Source organism: Pelagibaculum spongiae, assembly GCF_003097315.1.
Classification (GTDB): domain Bacteria; phylum Pseudomonadota; class Gammaproteobacteria; order Enterobacterales; family Pelagibaculaceae; genus Pelagibaculum; species Pelagibaculum spongiae.
The window spans coordinates 146,216-161,773 of sequence record NZ_QDDL01000004.1 but is presented as its reverse complement, the minus strand read 5'-3'; the positions used below and the strand labels follow the sequence as shown (position 1 = coordinate 161,773).

Sequence of the window (15,558 nt, the reverse complement as noted above, 5' to 3'; positions counted from 1 at the left end):
TTTTAACGCAGCCAGCAAAATGTAGCAACGTTTAATCTAATGCTTGAAGCACCGCATCACCCATTTGTTGGGTTGATACCTGTTGAGCGCCTTCGCTCATGATATCTGCTGTTCTCAAACCTTGATCAAGCACTCGCCCGACTGCTTGATCGATTAATTGTGCAGCTTCTGGCTGGTTGAGCGAATATCTCAACATCATGGAAACTGACAAGATCGTTGCCAACGGATTGGCAATACCTTTACCGGCAATATCCGGTGCCGAACCATGAATCGGCTCATACATACCCTGACCTTTTGCATTCAGAGATGCTGATGGCAACATACCAATTGAGCCGGTCAGCATTGCTGCACAGTCAGAAAGGATATCACCAAACATATTGCCGGTAACCATTACATCGAACTGACGCGGGTTTCTTACCAGCTGCATTGCCGCATTATCGACATACATATGGCTCAATTCGACTTCTGGATAATCCGCAGAAACGCGCTCTACGACTTCGCGCCAAAGCTCAGTAACTTCCAGTACGTTGGCTTTATCTACTGAACACAATCGCTTATCGCGGCGCATTGCAGTATCAAAAGCGCTACGGGCAATCCGTTCGATTTCAGATTCAGAATAAACATAGGTGTTGTAGCCCTGACGTTGACCATCTTCGAGCTGACGAACGCCACGTGGCTGGCCAAAATAAATCCCGCCGGTCAATTCACGAATAATCATTAAGTCCAAACCAGCAACAATTTCTGGCTTAAGACTCGAAGCATCCGCCAATTGCGGATACAAAATTGCCGGACGTAAATTGGAGAACAATTCCAATTGTGAACGTAGCCCCAACAAACCTTTTTCAGGGCGCTGAACCATGGGTAGTGATTCCCACTTAGGACCACCCACCGCACCCAGTAAAATCGCATCTGCGCGACGAGCTTTTTCCATTGTTGATTCTGGAAGTGGTGAACCTTCGGCATCAATAGCGATTCCACCCACTAATCCCTGCTCGGTTTCAATGCCTAGATCCAGTTTTTGATTAACCGCATCTAAAACACGCACTGCCTCAGCAACAATCTCAGGGCCAATACCGTCACCAGGTAAAATCAGAACCTTGCTCATCAAACCACTCCTTTATGCGAATAACTACGCAAACACTATCCAATTAACTACACACTTAATTACACAACAACTATCTAAGCAACAACTATCTAAGTAGCTACGCGACAATATTCGATAACTATTTAATGACTATTACTTAACAACCATTAAATGACTATGCGAACAACCAAGGCGCGTTTTGCTTACGTTGAGCTTCATACTTCTGAATGCTATCGGCATGCTGCAATGTCAGGCCAATATCATCTAATCCATTTAACATACAATGGCGGCGGAATTCATCCACTTCAAAAGTAATACTGGTTTGATCTGGCATGTTGATCTGGCGATTTTCCAGATCCACCACCAACCGAAAACCTTGCTGACTATTAACCTGTTCAAATAACTGATCAACTTGCGCCGGATCTAGCACAATTGGCAATACGCCGTTCTTGAAGCAATTATTAAAAAATATGTCGGCAAAGCTAGTCGCGATAACAACCCTAAAGCCGTAATCTTCTAACGCCCAAGGCGCATGTTCACGCGAAGAACCACAACCAAAGTTTTCACGGGCAATTAATACACTTGCACCGGCGTAGCGCGGCTGATTTAAAACAAAGTCAGGATTTAACGGCCGACTGGAATTATCCCGCCCTGGCTCGCCTTTATCTAAATAGCGCCACTCATCGAACAAGTTAGGGCCAAAGCCACTACGCTTGATCGATTTTAAAAATTGCTTGGGAATAATCGCATCGGTATCGACGTTAGCGCGGTCCAAAGGAACTACCAAACCATCGTGACAAGTAAATTTATCCATTGTTGTACTCCTTATCCCAACCGTTAGGCCAGCCAATCACGAACGTCGACAAAATGACCTGCAACTGCTGCCGCCGCTGCCATCGCCGGACTAACCAAATGCGTTCGTCCGCCATAGCCCTGACGGCCTTCGAAGTTTCGGTTAGAAGTGGAAGCACAATGCTCACCGGGTTCAATTCGATCGGCATTCATCGCCAAACACATTGAACAGCCTGGTTCGCGCCATTCAAAACCCGCTTCAACGAAAATTTTATCTAGACCTTCAGCCACCGCTTGATCTCGAATCAATCCGGAACCTGGAACCACCAACGCTTGCTTGACTGAATCAGCAACCTTACGGCCCTTGGCTACTTCAGCCGCTGCTCGCAAATCTTCAATACGAGAATTGGTGCAAGAGCCAATAAACACTCGATCTGGTTTGATTTCGCTAATTGGCGTACCCGCCGTCAAACCCATATATTCCAGCGCGCGCTTACAGCTATCTTTCTTAACTGGATCGGCAAAATCTTCTGGTGCAGGAACCTGTTGATCAACTGCAGCGACCATTTCTGGCGAAGTACCCCAGCTTACTTGCGGCTTAATTTGAGCGCCATCGAGTACCACAGTTTTATCAAACTCAGCGTCGGCATCGGTTACCAGCTCACGCCAGCTTTTAACCGCTTGAGCCCACTGCTCGGCGCTAGGCGCCATTGGACGGCCTTTTACATAATCTTCAGTGGTTTGGTCATAGGCCACTAAACCCGCACGAGCGCCCGCTTCGATCGCCATATTACAAACTGTCATCCGGCCTTCCATCGACAACGATTGCACTGCACTACCGGCAAATTCAATGGCATAACCATTGCCGCCCGCAGTACCGATTTCACCGATAACTGCCAATACCAGATCTTTAGCCGTGACACCTTTGCCCAGCTGACCATCTACTCGCACCAGCATGTTGTTCATTTTGCGCTGGATTAAGCACTGGGTCGCCAGTACATGTTCTACTTCACTGGTGCCAACGCCATGCGCCAATGCTGCAAATGCACCGTGAGTTGACGTGTGTGAATCACCACAAACCATGGTAGTACCCGGCAAAGTAAAGCCTTGCTCTGGGCCGATCACATGAACAATTCCCTGGCGAGGATCATTCATGGTAAATTCTGTAATACCGAAGTCTTCACAGTTGCTATCAAGGGTTTCAACCTGAATACGGGAAACCGGATCAACAATTTCAGACACGCCACCGGAGCGTTCTGTGGTCGGCACATTGTGGTCTGGGGTGGCCAAATTGGCATCCAGACGCCAAGGTTTACGATTCGCCAGCCGTAGACCTTCAAACGCTTGCGGTGAAGTGACTTCATGTAGCAATTGTCGGTCGATATAAATTAGCGCTGTTCCATCATCATTTATTCTGACTAAATGATCGTCCCAGAGCTTGTCGTACAGCGTTCTACCCGCCATTTTTTCTACTCCACACAAGTTGACAGCACCATGCTAACTGCGCTAGATCAATAAAACAAATTCATCTTTTTCATAAACTGGATTCCATTCCAGAATAAGTGATATGTAATATATAACGATGGAAACACAAAACCTACAGGCCTTTGTCTGCACAGCAGAAGAATCTTCCTTCTCGCAGGCCGCCGAAATATTGAAACTGACTCAACCAGCCATCAGCAAGCGTATTGCCAACCTGGAATCCCAGCTTGGCAGTAAATTGTTTGATCGAATTGGTCGTCAAATTACTCTCACTGAAGCGGGCCGGGTTTTGCTACCTCGCGCCAAGCGCATTCTACAGGAAGTTGAATCTAGCAGAATCGCTTTGAACAACCTGCAGGGAAGAATCTGCGGCGAACTGTCATTAGGCACCAGCCACCACATTGGCTTGCACCGACTGCCTCAGTTATTGCGCAGCTATAGCCAGAGTTATCCTGAAGTCGATATTGACCTGCACTTTATGGGCTCAGAAGAAGCTTGGAACGCAGTTCATAACGGCAAGTTGGAAATCGCCCTCGTCACCACTCCGGATGACAAAAGTAGCGGATTGTCCCATGAAGCCTTATGGGTTGATGATATGAAGTTTGTCTGCAGCGCCGAAGAAGATCCAGAGCAAATAGCATCCCTCAGCGTGTTGGCTGGCAAGCCGGCCATTTTAACCGGTGCAGATACTGTAACGCGCCAACTGGTCGATCAGGTTTTTGCCCGCCGCGGCTTAAAAGCTCGCGTGCGCCAAGAAACCAACTATTTAGAAACCATCAAAATGATGGTCAGTGTTGGCTTGGGCTGGAGTGTTTTACCAGAAAACATGCTTGATGAAACCGTGCGTGAAATTCCGCTAAAAAATGCACTAATTCAAAGACATCTCGGCGCAATATATCGGCCAGATCGCACGCTTTCTAATGCAGCTAGAGCATTACTTCGGCATTTGAATAATGAAGTGAAGCGCTAAGCGCAGTGGAAAGAAATAATCTTTTTGTACCTTCTCGTAGGTCATCCCTGAGCCTTGGCGAAGCGTGACATTTCGTTAAGCAAGTTGCTATTCGCTTCGCTCATGACGACCTACATTAAGAGTATTTATTTCTATGCTCCTAAGGCAATCACTTTACACATAGCAAACATAAAGAAACGCCCATTAAATTCACGTTAATGGGCGTTTTGCATAACTAGCTTAAATCAAAGCATCTTCATTCACGAAAACAAGTCTTTAATCCGTAGCATTGTCTGCTCGATCTGACCGATATCAGTCGGTGCAATAAAGATCGTATCGTCCCCAGCAACACAACCTAAAATGCCTTCTTTACGGCCTATTGAATCCAGCAAGCGGGCAATCATTTGCGCAGCTGCAGGACTAGTCTTCAATACGATTAATGAACCGTTATGCTCGACCTCTTCAACCAAGTCTTTAACCGCTACTCCGGTATCCATTCGACCTAATTCTGGAGGCATGCAATAAACCAGATCCCCCCTGGCATTGCGCACTCGAACCGCGCCATGGCGGCTTAGCATTCTTGAAACAGTAGACTGGCTGATATTTTCAAAGCCTTGGCCTTGTAATACATCAACGATCTGGCTCTGGGAGCCACAAGTCTCTTCCTTCAATACCTGACGAAATGCTAATGTAAGTGCTTCTTGTCGACTTATACCACTCATAAATGACTCTCTGTCGAATTATTTGAATATTTATTCATAAAAGAATTGATTTTACCCATAACCTTCAGTACAAATTCACTCGGTCAGGATTAATAAAAAAGTTACCCATGGGAATCGAAGTAAAGCGCCTCTCCAAATCGTTCAACGGCAATACCGTTTTGAAGGACATTTCCTTTAAAATTTCTGCCGGCGAAACAACCGTACTCCTTGGCTCTAGTGGCGCAGGTAAAAGTACTTTGTTACGCATGCTTAATTTACTGGAAACACCCGATGCTGGTGAAATGAAAATTGCCGGCATGCAATTTTCTTTTCTGGATTCCAACAAGGCCGAGTTAAATAAACAGGCCAACCAACTTAGGCGCAAGGTCGGTATGGTATTCCAACAGTACAACCTGTGGCCACACATGAGCGTACTAGAAAACTTGATCGAAGCGCCTGTTTGCCAAGGTATTGACAAAAAGCAAGCAATTGCCAAAGCAAATGAGCTTTTAATGCGCGTTGGTCTGGCAGAAAAAGCTGACAGCTGGCCATCATCTTTATCGGGTGGCCAACAACAGCGCGTTGCGATTGCCAGAGCCCTAATGCTCTCGCCTGATGTTTTATTGTTTGATGAACCTACCGCAGCACTCGATCCGGCAATTACCAACCAGGTGGTTGACGTAATCAAAGAGCTGGCCGCTAGTGGCATCACCCAAGTTGTGGTCACCCACGAAGTGGATTTTGCCAAAAAGATTGCTGATCGTGTGGTCTATCTGGAAAATGGCTTAATTGTTGAAGAAGGCTCTGCCGCCCACTTTAGCCAGCCAAAAACCAAAGAATTTAGCGCCTATTTGCAACATTAGATTTTGGCTTTCTGGCCTTTTATTGTCAGCCAACCAAATATCTGTGTAAATACAAGCGGCAAATAAAGCTACATATAAAATACATCAAAATGATGAAGCCAATACTCACTTAAATATCTGGTGAAGTGAAGCTAATTCAATTTTGAACAACCAATCGAAATAATTGCATGAAGTACACCATAGGGGGTTTGCAATGAAGTTTTCTACCAATAAAAATCTGTCTACCAACACCATTTCTACTAAAAAAATTATCTCTAGCGTCGCATTGGCGATAGGCCTATCGCTGACTGTTTCACAGTCAGTCGGTGCTGCAGACAATATTCGCTTCGGTACCGAGCCTACCTATCCGCCATTTGAATTTCTCGATGACAACAACCAGATGACCGGTTTTGACATCGAACTGGCAAAAGCGATTTGTGCCGACATTCAAGCCAATTGTGAATTTAAAAACCAAGCATTCGATAGCTTAATTCCCGGTTTAAAGTTCAAGCGTTTTGATGCGGTTATCTCCGGCATGGACATTACCCCTGCTCGGTTAGAACACGTAGACTTCAGCGCTCCTTATTATGAAAACTCAGCGGTATTTATTACCGCCAAAGCAAAAAACCTGAAAAATATCGCCGATTTATCAGGAAAAGTGATTGGCACTCAAAACGGTTCTACCCACCAAGCCTACATGATTAACAAGCTAGAAAGTAATGGCGTAAAAATACGCACCTATGACAGCTATTTAAATGCGCTACTAGATTTGAAAAATGGCCGGACTGCCGCCGTATTTGCTGACACCGCCGTCGCTAGAGAATGGTTAGCCAAGCCTAGCAACGTTGATTTTGTGATCACCGGTGCAGAAATCAAAGACCCAGATTATTTCGGAATCGGCATGGGCATCGCAGTGCGTAAAAATGACGGTCTAAAAGCTAAATTCGATGCCTCGTTAGCCAAACTGAAAACCAACGGCGTTTATCAAAAGCTGTTCACTAAATACTTCCAAGCAAAATAGTTTGTCGATTTAATCAACCTGCGGTGCATTGACTTTGGCATGCATGCTCAAAGTGAATTTACCCCGCCGCGGTGAGAAACAGATTCCGTCATTCCCGCTAGGGATTGGCGGGAATCCATGCACAGGGAAGTGAAAATATCCATCGACTACTGCGATGCGCAAATTTTACTGATCATTCAAATGCCTGCACCTGATACCAACTAAAGAGAGGATAACGTGAGCCTTACCGCTCTATTTTTTCAAGCCACACTTAATACACTCGGCCTTGCCTTAAGCGCCCTCGTGCTTGGTTTGATTTTGGCCGCTGTTGTTGCGCTGGCCGAGTTAAGTAAATATAAAATTTTAGCCATGGCGACCAGTTCGCTAGTCACCTTATTGCGTGGATTACCTGAAATTTTAGTGGTGTTCTTCATCTATTTTGGTGTCACCCACGGAATATTCCTGCTGACCGACCAATATATTGAAATTGATCCATTTTTAGCGGGCACCATTGCACTGTCATTAATTTTTGCCGCCTATGCATCGCAAACATTACGCGGCGCATTAATCGCCATTCCTAAAGGCCAGTTAGAAGCAGCCAAAGCCATGGGCATTGGCCCGGCACGGGCTTTTTACCGAATCACTCTACCGCAATTATGGCAGCATGCATTGCCAGGGCTCGGCAACCAATGGCTAGTGTTATTAAAAGATACCGCGCTAGTTGCACTGGTCGGTGTCAATGATTTACTGCGAGTGTCACAGTTGCAAGCCGCCAAAACCTTTGAACCCTTTACTTGGTATGCCATGGCCGGTTTGATTTATTTAGTCATCACCCTTATCAGCCAGCAAGCAATGAACTATTTGAAAAATCGCACCAGCCGTCATTTACCAAAGGTGCAAGCATGAATTATTTTCAATACTTACCCGAATTATTAAAAGGCTTAGCTACAACATTAGAACTGACCTTTGCCAGTTTATTGACTGGTTTAATTTTGGCGATTTTATTCACCGTGATTTTGACTTTAAAAATCAAAGTGCTCGACCAGCTCGTTAAATTACAAATACTGCTATTTACCGGCACGCCATTACTGGTTCAGATCTTCTTAATTTATTACGGCCCGGCTCAGTTTGATGCAATCAAAGACAGCTTTCTCTGGCCTTGGCTCAGCCAACCATGGTTCTGCGCCGTATTAGCACTGGCTTTAAACAGCGCCGCCTACTCAACTCAATTGTTTAAAGGCACCATCGATGCGGTACCGGCAGCCCATTGGGAAGCCTGTATGGCACTGGGTATGACCAAGAAAGAATCGTTAACTCGGGTGATTTTACCCTATGCCGCCAGACGGGCATTACCGGCCTACGGTAATGAAATGATTCTGGTAATGAAAGGTTCATCGCTGGCCAGCACGATTACCTTGATGGATTTAATGGGCTACGCCAACCGGCTAAATGCCCAGACTTACGACACCTTAACCGTGTTCACCATGGCCGGAGCCATCTACCTGGTAATGGCCGGTATTATGACGATTTTTGTCAAGCAGATTGAAAAGAGAGCTTTAGCATTTTCTCAGTGATTTAGACTATAGCGTTTGCTAGCAAAGCCTCGCTATTAAATTAGCGGGGCTTTTTTGTGCCCGGAATGTTTTCACCTAACCTTCAATAATTTACGATTTATTTACACTAAAAAAAACCAAAGGTTTGGCAGCGATTCAAAACAACTCCGCTGCACCGAAAAATCAGCAGCGTTAGTAACTGCTTATTCTGACCTCTTAAACACATAGCAGCATAAGAAAACAATGGAATGTAAAGCAATTTATTGAATTACCGCAGATAGCTTATTTCTTACCGCAAGATAACTGAGAAAGTGGGTAATTTCAGCTTCAACCATTGGCTCAGGGTGGCGCATTTTATGAAACAGCAAGAATTAGCGAACCCACTGCCAGTAGGTTTTCTCAGTCGTATTTACCCAAATTAATTGGCGTTGCAGGTAGGCGGCAAACGAGCGAAACCCCATGAGCTTACGGGTGTAAGTGATTGGGTGAGCGAGCGCAGCCAACACCGCTGCACCGCCAAGTACGACAGGTATAGGCATTGTTCATTTGGCGAACAATTTCACTATAACGCTGCTGTAATCGCATACTGCACCTGACAAAACGAAAACAAGATAACTATATAGATACAGCGCCCAAACATGTCAGATTCAACAAAAGTTAACCGTGTATGTCGATTGAGTAAACTGTAAAATAACCATTTCATTTCAATTGGTTGAGATGCTTTTTTCAAAACCCCTCTGTTCAGCGGCATTTTGTCGATAGTTCAATCAATTGACATACACGGAATCAAAATATATCGTCGCCAGCAAGACGTGAAAAGGCAAGCAAGCCACCAGAGTAAAGGCCTAGCGGCGAGTTAAAGCGGAATTTGTCTTTCATATTTATATAAGACTATGCGGCAAAAATGCGGCATAGGTCGCTGTTATGTGTCTAATGGAGTTTCAATGTACAAAGTTTTATTCTTAGCCTTTTTCATTATTTCTTGTAGTGAAGCTGTAAAACAGCCTTTATCAATTGTTAAAGCTCACCAAGAGTCATTGAATAAGAAAGATCTTTTAACCGCTCTGGAATACTGGCAACCATCTAAACGTGAAAAGCTTGCAGGACAAAGTTTTAATGTGATTGCATCAATGTTTAGTGGTTTAAAACTCGACCCGTCAAGCATCAAACAAAATTGTACTGAAACTGAATGTACGGTTACAGGCGTTGCTGAAAAAGCAGGAAAACTTTTAAATATAAATTACACATTTGTTAAGATTGAAGGTGAGTTATATATTTCTAATATTCAGTCAAAAGACACATAACAAGCCATTCAAGCAGGACTTTTAACAGTTGGTTAGGTTCCGCTTCGCTACACATTTTAACCAACAATTAAAAGCCTCTTAATGGGGCGTTATGTGAAAGGTAGTTATTTGTTTAGTATCGGTCTATTTGTATTTTTGCTAATGTCAGCTGGTATTTTCTACTTTGCTGACGACGGAGGCGCTTTTGAGCACTACGCTGTAGCGTTCTTGTGGGCTGTGTTGGCAAAATTTTTTGTTGAAAAATTGCTAGGGCGCCCAATGAAGTATCTTCATTTCATGGATATCCCTGCGAGGCCCGATTCAGAAAAACATCGAAATACTATTCTAATAATTTGGTTTTCTATAGCCTGCTTTTTTAGCTACTTAATTGCATTTAAATGAGTAATTCACATAACAATCGCAGGCACCGGATCACAAATTTCGCCGCAGGCTCATTTGCTCACCGGTGTTGCTACCACGTTAACTGGAATAGCCACATGAAGTGCATCGAACATAATAATGAAGCTGTCGCGGTTTGCTCAAATTGCGGCGTTGCTCTTTGCAGCGAGTGTTCAAGCAGGTCACCATCTAGCAAATACTGCTGTAGTGAGAACTGCCTTCAACAAATTTCATTCTCGGAAGGCGTCGCCGAGCTAACCTTGGAGCGAGCAACTAAAGCGTCAATGGCCGGAGCCTATGGCTCATACTTACTTGGCTTGGTCTTTTTGGGTTTTGCAGTTTGGGGGCTATTTAATGATTTTATTGGCGCTGTCATTTACATGGGCTTATTTGGCTGCGGTATGATTGTCATGGGGTATTTTTATCAGAGGTCTGCCAAGTCCAAAATTCCAGTTAACAAGTCAAAGCACGCGGAATTGTAAATGCCGTCACTTTTTTTGGAAAAACATTCAAAAAAACCGCCAACATTCACAATCCGGTGTTTGAGGCGTTATGTCATTCAAATGGAGTAGCCGATTTTGACAATGAAAGAACTTACACTTCCCCAAGGTAACTCAACTGAATCAATCGAAACAAACCAAAGTATTTTACTCATCGGCGCCAACGGCGCTGGAAAAACTAGGTTGGGATCGTGGATAGAAATAAATTCACAACAAAAAGAATTAGTGCATAGAATATCAGCTCAGAAATCTTTAGCTTTCCCAGATTCAAGCACACCTCAATCGATTGAATTAGCTGAAAAGGATTTGTTGTATGGTAACCCTCAATGGGGGCATCAACACAAGCAGAGCAAGTGGGGTAGCAAACCTGCGACTACATTTTTAAATGATTTCCAGAAGCTTATGGTTTATTTGTATTCTGATGAAACTGAAGAGAATGCGAAGTTTAAAAGAGCTTGCAAAGCAACAGAGGCTCGTGTCTTACCTCCCAAAACTAAAATTGACCTTGTAAAAGAACTATGGGAAGAGATCCTTCCTCATCGGGAATTGATTATTGGAGGTCTGAGGATTCAAACTCAGATTAAGGGGCAAGAGGATAAAAGATATAATTCGTCTGAAATGAGCGATGGCGAACGAGTTATATTTTACTTAATTGGACAGTGTTTAGCTGCACAAAAAGATGGGATTATTGTAATTGATGAGCCCGAATTACACTTACACAAATCCGTTCAAGTTCCCCTTTGGGATGCAATTGAAAAATTACGTCAAGATTGCCTATTTGTATACTTAACTCACGATGTAGATTTCGCTGCTGCAAAAGAAGCATCGAAAAGTATATGGTTGAAATCATTTGATGGTCAAAACTGGGATTGGTCGGTTATAAATGAAGATGAGAATTTACCTAATGAATTAATTATTGAAGTGTTAGGGAGCCGAAAACCTGTTGTCTTTGTCGAAGGTGAAAGTGGTAGTTTTGATAGTTGCCTCTATCGAGAATTATTATCTAACTTTCTTGTAATTCCTCGCGGAAGTTGCTCAGAAGTAATCCAGTCTGTAAAGGCGCTAAAAGCAAATCCTCAAATTCATCATTTAGATGTATTTGGAGTAATAGATAGAGATAGACGCCTCCAAGCTGAAATAACGAAGCTAGAGCAAGGCTCTATTTATGTCTTAGAAGTTGCTGAAGTCGAAAATTTGTTTTGTACTGAGGAAGTATTGAAAATAGTGAGTGAAAGGCTTGCTCGTGATTCATCTGAAGATTTTTTAACAGTGTCTAATACAATATTTGGTCGACTCCAATCAGAACTTGATACACAAGTATCACTGCATGTATCAAGTGAAGTGAAATTTAAGCTAAATGTATTTGATGTTAAGCAAAAAGGCTCTGTTAATATTAATGCAGCGCTACAAAATTTAGTAACAAGTATAGACGTCAACCAAATATATTCAGATACTAATCAACGATTTATCGATGTACTGGAAAGTAAAGACTATAAACAGTTACTTGCCTTATATAATCGTAAATCACTTTGCACTCAAGCTAGCACATCATTAGGTTTATCTAACGGTAGTTTGCCTGAGACAGTAGTAAGACTGATAAAGGGGGAGTGTAAAGAATCTATCGTAACTGCATTAAAACCATATTTTGGAAATTTTCAGCAACACATGACATAACAAGTTGCTGCAACGGATTCCTTAAACTGTCACTTTTTTTGCAAAGGGCCGCAAAAAACAGCGCCAGTTTAACTCACCGCTGAGCAAAGCGTTATGAGAAAAGGAGTTTGAAAGCACGATGAGAATTGATTACGAATATATTGCAAAGATGTTGGATGTTTTTTTAGAAAGCGAGCTTCCGAATATAGATTTCAACTCCTTCAAAAATGAATTAGATGAAGACAGCAATAAATTTTTCTTTCATCTGATTTTATTGGAAGAGCAAGGGCTAGTTGCAGGATCATCGTCTGATCCTTCAAATATTGGTGTTCGCTTTAATGGAAATACTGGAGACTATATGACCTGGATAGCTCCTTTAAGGTTAACTTCGTATGGCCACGAATTTGCCGACGCATTGGCAAAGCCGAGTGTTACAGAAGTGATTATGGATAAATTCCAAAAAGAAGGTCTATCCGCTGTAGTTGATGTTGCTAAAAAATTAGCCATTAAACAAACAGAGAAATTGCTTCAAGATGCCATCTCATAACAAGGCAATGTTGCATCGCCACTTCGTGGCTGGACTCGCTAACGCTCGCCGAAAATTGCGGCGTTAGGGTGCTAAATGAATATTCGACTTGTTGCAGCATCAATGGCTTTATTACTGTTATGCGGTTACGGAATTATTCTTTTTAAATCTCCAATTCCTTATGATGTAGTAGATCGCGACAACTCAGGTATTGTTTCAATTCTTGAAGCGCTTGATTCACTAGATATAGGTGAACGTGAAATTATTCTAAATAGTCGCAATTGTATCGAGTATTATTGGTTAAAGGATGGATTGCCAGCCCATACAAATTGCACTCAGAGTTAACGCAGCCCTAACAAGCTGTTAAATAAGGACAAAATACAGTTGGCTGTGTTTCGTCCCTCAACATTTTAGCCAACAATATTTTGCCCATTAACAGGGCGTTAGCTTTTTAAGGAGTGTACTTTGTTACCAGGGGATATATTGTTAGTTACAGGTGAAGGGAAACTTTCTAAATCTCTTGTTGCTGGACAAAAAGTTATCTATTCAAAGGCAGTTTCAAGCCATGTTGAACTTAGTTTAGGAGACGGTGTATTTATACACTCTACAGGTGATAGTGGTGTCCATTTAACTTTACTCCTCGACGAGGATAAGAGTTGTAATGATAATTGGAGAGTCATTAGGCATAAATCGATCACAGGTTTAGGTCCTGAAATAGAGAAACTGCAAAAAGCAGCAATGTATTACTACGCCCAAGATTATAATAAAGTCTTTTTAGGTGCTGGGACTGATTATTCATCGTTTTGTTCGGAATTGGTTGCAAAAGCATATTCGAGAGCAGAAATAGAAATAATTGGATGTAAAGCTCCAAGCAAAGTTACCCCAGCTCATTTTGATAAAGAGGCTGACGCACTAGTTGATTGGATTGATGTTACAGAAGAATATAAGCAACTATTGCTTGATATGAATAAAAATGAATTCCCATATCGGTTAGCGTTGGAAACCTTAAGTGCGGTTATGGATCGTAGAAAGGTGAATGAACAATTTAGAGAAAAAATGATTAGTAAACTTGAAAGTGGATCTTCTGAAAATAAGGTAACAGCAGAAAAATTTAAAGAGTTGCTTGCGGGTAGAGAGTTGAAGTTTTGGCATGAGAAAAAAAGCTAATCGGGTAGCCGAGGGTCTCTAACCCTCAGCCCCCACAACACCCTGCATGCGGGTCCGCACAGGGCGTTTCACTTGGGATAGTGAAGCGTGATCCATCTTTCCCTTAACGAGAATAAGCCTTCAGCCTTACACTTAAATTCAAACCATGCATTGGTTAAACCTTGCTGTATACCCGGTCTGGTTTGAAGGCAATTGGCGAGCTGCGACAAGGCCCTTTGCTACTGATGCCACACGCCACCGCCGTGAGGATCGGAACGCCTAATTTAAGCAGACTTCTTACTTTGGTTCGTGGTTTACGCCACTGTCGCCGCCCTCCCCTACAAGTGCGCCATTCGTACACGTCGACGAATCCAGTGATCCAACTCCACACACTTTTGATAGCCACTGGCAATTCCATAGTAATTAATCCAGCCTCGTAAATACTGACTGATTTTAAACAGCTGGTATTTCATTGAGACACCCCAGTTTCGGTTAGTTAATTTTCTGACTTGTCGCTTGAATTTAATCAAAGATTTATCATGCCAATTAATTCGGCCAGCTTTAAAGGTAAATCCTAGAAACTGGCTATCTTTAACCTTAACCACCTGACTTTTCTCACGGTTGATTTGCAATTTCAAACGCTGCTCAATAAATCGGTTAATGCTGCTAAGCACTCGCTCACCCGCTCTGCGACTTTTCACTAATATAATGAAATCATCGGCATAGCGTGCAAATAAGTGCTTTCGACTTTCCAGCTCTTTATCCAGTTGATCCAACATGATATTCGACAGTAGCGGCGATAATGGCCCGCCCTGTGGTACACCTTGCTGACTGGTTATGAATTGCTGGCCGTCGATAATTCCTGCTCTGAGGTATTTTGCAATTAATTTTAATAAGCTTTTATCTCGGACTTTTCGTCCAAGTAAGGTCATTAATAAATCGTGATTAACCCGATCAAAGAATTTCGACAGATCCACATCAACCGCAAATTGGCGCTTCTGTTTGATGCATTGCTGTGCGTATCGCACCGCTTGATGCGCACTTCTGTTCGGTCTGAACCCATAGCTATAGTTGGAGAAGCCTGGATCGAAGATCGGCATTAATACTTGGGTAATCGCTTGCTGGATCACACGGTCAATAACCGTTGGAATGCCTAATGGTCTTTTACCGCCATCGGCTTTATCAATTTCAACCCGTCTTACCGGGCTGGGTTGATAGGTTCCATCTTGTAGTGACTGCGCAACGTTTTGCCAGTGATCTTTCCCCCAAATCGGGAATTGTTCGATGGACATGCCATCAATTCCCGGCGCACCTTTGTTGGCTTTGACTCGCTTCCATGCTTGCTGCAAATTTTCCTTTTGCAGCATTCTCTTTAAAAGATCGTTGCTAAAGGCTGGCTTCAAATCAAGACGCTGTTGTCCGCTATCGCGGGACTGCGTTCGAACATTCAGATCTGACAAGGCTCCTCGGCTTTGACTCCTGTGTCGCTCTACCTCTTCCATCCCTGGAATCGTCCTTTTCTCAAGTGTTCAGGCCTTCACCGTGTCCCAGCCATTACGCTGGGCATTTGGCTACTCGGCTTGGTCTCCTGAGTCGCTCTACTTCCTGCATCCCTGCAGTCATATGCCGTCAATTACTTATGCTGATA

18 protein-coding genes are annotated in these 15,558 nt (G+C 43.3%); 11 read left to right on the top strand and 7 right to left on the bottom strand.

Features of this window, described 5'->3' with window-relative positions:
* Nucleotides 1-31: 31 nt before the first annotated feature.
* The 3 genes from leuB to leuC all read right to left on the bottom strand — a co-directional run bounded on the left by leuB (nucleotide 32) and on the right by leuC (nucleotide 3,340).
* Nucleotides 32-1,105 (bottom strand): 3-isopropylmalate dehydrogenase, encoded by a 1,074-nt coding sequence (gene leuB, locus DC094_RS11480; protein WP_422615584.1) that lies wholly within the window; start codon nucleotides 1,103-1,105, stop codon nucleotides 32-34.
* Nucleotides 1,106-1,259: 154 nt separating this feature from the next.
* Complete coding sequence (gene leuD / locus DC094_RS11475) at nucleotides 1,260-1,898, bottom strand: 3-isopropylmalate dehydratase small subunit (RefSeq protein ID WP_116687258.1); 639 nt, start codon at nucleotides 1,896-1,898, stop codon at nucleotides 1,260-1,262.
* A 23-nt stretch (nucleotides 1,899-1,921) separates the two neighbouring features.
* A complete protein-coding gene (gene leuC, locus DC094_RS11470) occupies nucleotides 1,922-3,340 on the bottom strand; it encodes a 3-isopropylmalate dehydratase large subunit (RefSeq protein WP_116687257.1) in 1,419 nt (472 codons plus the stop codon).
* Between the two features lie 118 nt (nucleotides 3,341-3,458).
* Between leuC and DC094_RS11465 the strand changes: the two genes are divergently transcribed.
* Nucleotides 3,459-4,328: a LysR family transcriptional regulator gene (locus DC094_RS11465; protein ID WP_116687256.1), complete on the top strand. Its 870-nt coding sequence runs from the start codon at nucleotides 3,459-3,461 to the stop codon at nucleotides 4,326-4,328.
* A 239-nt stretch (nucleotides 4,329-4,567) separates the two neighbouring features.
* On the opposite strand, the gene argR is transcribed toward DC094_RS11465, so the two are convergent.
* Entirely contained in the window at nucleotides 4,568-5,029 is a 462-nt protein-coding gene (argR, locus tag DC094_RS11460) for a transcriptional regulator ArgR (protein ID WP_116687255.1), read from the bottom strand.
* A gap of 107 nt (nucleotides 5,030-5,136) precedes the next feature.
* Here argR and DC094_RS11455 point away from each other — a divergent pair, with 107 nt between their 5' ends.
* The 4 genes from DC094_RS11455 (at nucleotide 5,137) to artM (ending at nucleotide 8,424) form a co-directional block, all read left to right on the top strand.
* Nucleotides 5,137-5,871, top strand: a complete 735-nt coding sequence (locus tag DC094_RS11455) for an ATP-binding cassette domain-containing protein (RefSeq protein WP_116687254.1) — start codon at nucleotides 5,137-5,139, stop codon at nucleotides 5,869-5,871.
* Nucleotides 5,872-6,064: 193 nt separating this feature from the next.
* The gene (locus DC094_RS11450) at nucleotides 6,065-6,871 is read left to right on the top strand and encodes a transporter substrate-binding domain-containing protein (protein WP_116687253.1); all 807 of its coding nucleotides are present in this window, start codon (nucleotides 6,065-6,067) and stop codon (nucleotides 6,869-6,871) included.
* Between the two features lie 216 nt (nucleotides 6,872-7,087).
* Nucleotides 7,088-7,756: an ABC transporter permease subunit gene (locus tag DC094_RS11445; protein ID WP_116687252.1), complete on the top strand. Its 669-nt coding sequence runs from the start codon at nucleotides 7,088-7,090 to the stop codon at nucleotides 7,754-7,756.
* On the top strand, nucleotides 7,753-8,424 hold the full coding sequence (gene artM / locus DC094_RS11440) for an arginine ABC transporter permease ArtM (protein ID WP_116687251.1): 672 nt from the start codon (nucleotides 7,753-7,755) through the stop codon (nucleotides 8,422-8,424). Before DC094_RS11445 ends, artM begins: the two co-directional genes overlap by 4 nt.
* Before the next feature lie 239 nt (nucleotides 8,425-8,663).
* Here the strand turns inward: artM and DC094_RS22865 are convergent, their stop codons facing one another.
* Together DC094_RS22865 and DC094_RS22130 are read right to left on the bottom strand one after the other, a co-directional pair.
* A complete protein-coding gene (locus tag DC094_RS22865; RefSeq protein ID WP_369406201.1) occupies nucleotides 8,664-8,771 on the bottom strand; it encodes a hypothetical protein in 108 nt (35 codons plus the stop codon).
* Between the two features lie 3 nt (nucleotides 8,772-8,774).
* Nucleotides 8,775-8,942, bottom strand: coding sequence for a hypothetical protein (locus tag DC094_RS22130; RefSeq protein ID WP_158527300.1), 168 nt, complete (start codon nucleotides 8,940-8,942; stop codon nucleotides 8,775-8,777).
* 405 nt (nucleotides 8,943-9,347) lie between these two features.
* Here DC094_RS22130 and DC094_RS11435 point away from each other — a divergent pair, with 405 nt between their 5' ends.
* The 6 genes from DC094_RS11435 (at nucleotide 9,348) to DC094_RS11405 (ending at nucleotide 13,931) form a co-directional block, all read left to right on the top strand.
* Nucleotides 9,348-9,707 (top strand): hypothetical protein, encoded by a 360-nt coding sequence (locus DC094_RS11435; RefSeq protein WP_116687250.1) that lies wholly within the window; start codon nucleotides 9,348-9,350, stop codon nucleotides 9,705-9,707.
* A 638-nt stretch (nucleotides 9,708-10,345) separates the two neighbouring features.
* Nucleotides 10,346-10,567, top strand: coding sequence for a hypothetical protein (locus DC094_RS21960; RefSeq protein WP_145959852.1), 222 nt, complete (start codon nucleotides 10,346-10,348; stop codon nucleotides 10,565-10,567).
* A 102-nt stretch (nucleotides 10,568-10,669) separates the two neighbouring features.
* Nucleotides 10,670-12,259: a DUF4435 domain-containing protein gene (locus DC094_RS11420; protein ID WP_116687247.1), complete on the top strand. Its 1,590-nt coding sequence runs from the start codon at nucleotides 10,670-10,672 to the stop codon at nucleotides 12,257-12,259.
* A 118-nt stretch (nucleotides 12,260-12,377) separates the two neighbouring features.
* Nucleotides 12,378-12,785, top strand: coding sequence for a DUF2513 domain-containing protein (locus DC094_RS11415; RefSeq protein ID WP_116687246.1), 408 nt, complete (start codon nucleotides 12,378-12,380; stop codon nucleotides 12,783-12,785).
* A gap of 75 nt (nucleotides 12,786-12,860) precedes the next feature.
* Nucleotides 12,861-13,109 carry a hypothetical protein gene (locus DC094_RS11410; RefSeq protein ID WP_116687245.1) on the top strand — a complete coding sequence of 83 codons (249 nt, stop codon included), beginning with the start codon at nucleotides 12,861-12,863 and terminating at the stop codon, nucleotides 13,107-13,109.
* A gap of 120 nt (nucleotides 13,110-13,229) precedes the next feature.
* The gene (locus tag DC094_RS11405) at nucleotides 13,230-13,931 is read left to right on the top strand and encodes a C40 family peptidase (protein WP_116687244.1); all 702 of its coding nucleotides are present in this window, start codon (nucleotides 13,230-13,232) and stop codon (nucleotides 13,929-13,931) included.
* A gap of 317 nt (nucleotides 13,932-14,248) precedes the next feature.
* Here DC094_RS11405 and ltrA read toward each other — a convergent pair whose 3' ends face one another.
* Nucleotides 14,249-15,412, bottom strand: a complete 1,164-nt coding sequence (ltrA, locus tag DC094_RS11400) for a group II intron reverse transcriptase/maturase (RefSeq protein WP_241504035.1) — start codon at nucleotides 15,410-15,412, stop codon at nucleotides 14,249-14,251.
* Between the last annotated feature and the right edge of the window lie 146 nt (nucleotides 15,413-15,558).